Source organism: Streptomyces sp. NPDC050211 (assembly GCF_040656035.1).
Taxonomy (GTDB): Bacteria; Actinomycetota; Actinomycetes; order Streptomycetales; family Streptomycetaceae; genus Streptomyces.
Genome location: NZ_JBFALC010000165.1, coordinates 1 through 2,691, shown reverse-complemented (window position 1 = coordinate 2,691; position 2,691 = coordinate 1). Strand labels below are relative to the sequence as shown.

The following is a 2,691-nucleotide window of genomic DNA, read 5'->3' as shown; positions in this document are numbered from 1 at the left end:
GACACGAAAGTCGGGCCCTCGGCCTGCCCATCAACCCGCAGGGAATGCAAAACGGCCCACCGACTCCGTCGGCGGACCGTCACGCAAGATCGAGGTTAGCAGTTTCTTGAGGTGTGAGAACTCCTGTGGAGGTCAAGGAAGATCTGACCACGTTCGCGGACTTTCCCCCCAGGGCTGGAAGATCCGGTCCACGAACCCGCTGGGGCTGCTGAAGCGGGAGATCGAACGCCGCACCGACGTCGTCCAGTCTTCCTCCACCGCTACCTCTCCAGCGGGAGCATGGACGCGCTCCATACGGACACCCCGCCCCCGTCCCGCCCACCACGTCAGACGACTGTCCGCCTACCTCGCGAGAGGGGGCGCGACCCGTCACGGCGACCAGTGACGTCTGCATGAGTGATGCCTCGCACTCCTTGGGGGCGCACGGCGCCCAAGGGGCCTGTGATGCATGCCTCAGGTGGGAGACGATGCGTCACCTTTGAGTCCGGTCGCGCATATAGGCTCGGGCACGGACGACGGATCGGCGTCTAGTTGACGCATCAAGTGTCAGTGCTAATGTAAGTGACGCGTCACCCACTTGAGCGGGCGGGTCGTTACTGTCGCCGCAAACCGTCTCGATACGGGAGCCGAGCCCAGTCGTGACGCGATATCAGCCAATTCAGCGTGGTGGCTGACCGACTCGGCTTCAGGGGTGCCTGCGCGGACGCGTACGGCCGCATTCCGGCGTCGAGATCGGCGGCGTCCGTCTGAGCACTCTGAACACGCAGATACGCACACCCGGAGAGGGACCCATGAGCAACGCAGCTAAGTCCGGCCTGCAGGCGCTGCTGACACCCGAGGAGAGCGTCGTCGTCCTGAACGGCCACCAGCCGTTGCAGCGGGAGATGCAGCTGCTCGCCGCAGGACGCGCTGGAAGCGACGTCTGACATGGCCGCGGAACAGGCTCCCGTCCGCATTGGGTACTGCCTGTCGCTGACCGGTCCCCTCGCGGACAACGGCCGGTCAGCCCGGCTCGCCCATGAGATCTGGCGCGAGGACATCAATGCTCGCGGTGGACTGCTCGGCCGTCCGGTCGAGTTTGTCCTCCACGACGACCAGGGCGACGCCTCCCTGGTCCCCGGGATCTACGAACGGCTGATTGACGAGGACAAGGTTGACCTCGTCATCGGTGGATACGGCACCAATACCCTCCTGCCGGCCATGCCGCTGGTGATGGAGCGGCAGCGCTTCTTCGTCGGGCTCATGGGCCTCGGCGTCAACAATGCGCTCGCCTATCCGAACTACTTCGCCATGATCCCGACCGGGCCGGATCCGAACGCGGCGCTCACCGAGGGCTTCTTCGAACTCGCCGCGCAGCAGAATCCGCGGCCGACGACCGTGGCGCTCGTCGCTGCGGATGCCGAGTTCTCACGCAACCCTGTTCTCGGGGCCAAGGCCAACGCCGAGAAGTACGGAATTAAGGTCGTCCACGAGGCCACCTACGCGCTGTCGACCGAGGACTTCAAGCCCGTCATCGACGCCGTCGCGGAAACCGGCAGCGATCTGCTATTCCTGTGTTCCTACCTGGACGACTCGATCGGCCTGGCACGGACTATCCGATCTCACCACTACCGGCCGAAGATGGTCGGCGGTGCCATGATCGGCCCGCAGAATGCGGCGGTGAAGACGACACTCGGACCGCTGCTCAACGGCCTCGTGAACTACGAGTACTGGGCTCCGGTCCCCAAAATGATGTTCCCGGGTGTTCAGGAACTGCTGAATGCCTACCAGGCACGTGCGGCAGACGCCGGTGTCGACCTGCTCGGGCATTACATGGTGCCGCTCGCGTACGCCCAGATGCAAGTGGTTGCTCAGGCCGTCGAGGCGACCGGCGGCTTCGACGACGAGAGCCTCTCGGCGTACGCGCGGGAAGAAAGATTCCCGACCGTCATGGGTGATGTCCGGTTCGGCGCGAGGGGTGAGTGGCCACAACCCAGGGTTCTGCAGGTCCAGTTCCAGGGAATTTCCGGCCACGAGGTCGGTCAGTTCCAAAACGGGTCGCGGCAGATCGTGGTGTCGCCACCGGAATCGTCCTCCGGAGACCTCATTTTTCCCTATGCGGACGCTCTCACTGCTGAGTAAGGGGATCCATCGCAGCCATCGGGACGGGTCGCCACATTTTCCGGCGGCCGGTCCCTGGAGGATTGCCTTCTCAGTGGCTCGGTGGTCGTCTGTCGGAGCGGCCTTCATACTGCCGCGGCAGTGCTGGTGTCCGCGACGGGCACGACGTCGGCCGGCCTGGCGGTGTCGAGCACCTTCTTGTGCACCGCACAGCTGCCGGTCCTGGCCACGGCCGACGTCGGTGAGGTCGCCCCCGACCGCCAGGCATTCAGCGACCCCGGCAAGTCGAACTGCTTCGACGGCCGACCGACCGCACCTTCGGCCTGGGGCGGTGGGGTGTCCAACCACGGTGCTCAGTGCATTCACCGCCTGGGTCCGCGAGTTCGCCCGGGCGCCCAACTGGTGCTGGGCGGTTATCCGGCCGCGTACGAATGGACGTTCCCGGGTGTATCCGGGCCCCTTTCCCCACCCAGCCCCTCCTACGCAAACGGGGGCTGAACAGGATCAAGAGGAGTGATCATGCAACTCTCACGCCGTTTCCACGCCCCCGTCGTCCTTCCCGCGGACGCGAAATGCTCAGTGGTCCGGGAC

The 2,691-nt window shown here is 65.3% G+C and carries 1 protein-coding gene and 1 pseudogene; both read left to right on the top strand.

Annotation, left to right across the window (positions count from 1 at the left end; all coding sequences use genetic code 11):
- Positions 1 to 791: 791 nt before the first annotated feature.
- Positions 792 to 878, top strand: a pseudogene (locus AB0I98_RS49705) (hydrolase); the annotation flags it as partial.
- A gap of 49 nt (positions 879 to 927) precedes the next feature.
- Positions 928 to 2,121 carry an amino acid ABC transporter substrate-binding protein gene (locus tag AB0I98_RS49700; RefSeq protein ID WP_362953126.1) on the top strand — a complete coding sequence of 398 codons (1,194 nt, stop codon included), beginning with the start codon at positions 928 to 930 and terminating at the stop codon, positions 2,119 to 2,121.
- The last annotated feature ends 570 nt before the right edge of the window (positions 2,122 to 2,691 follow it).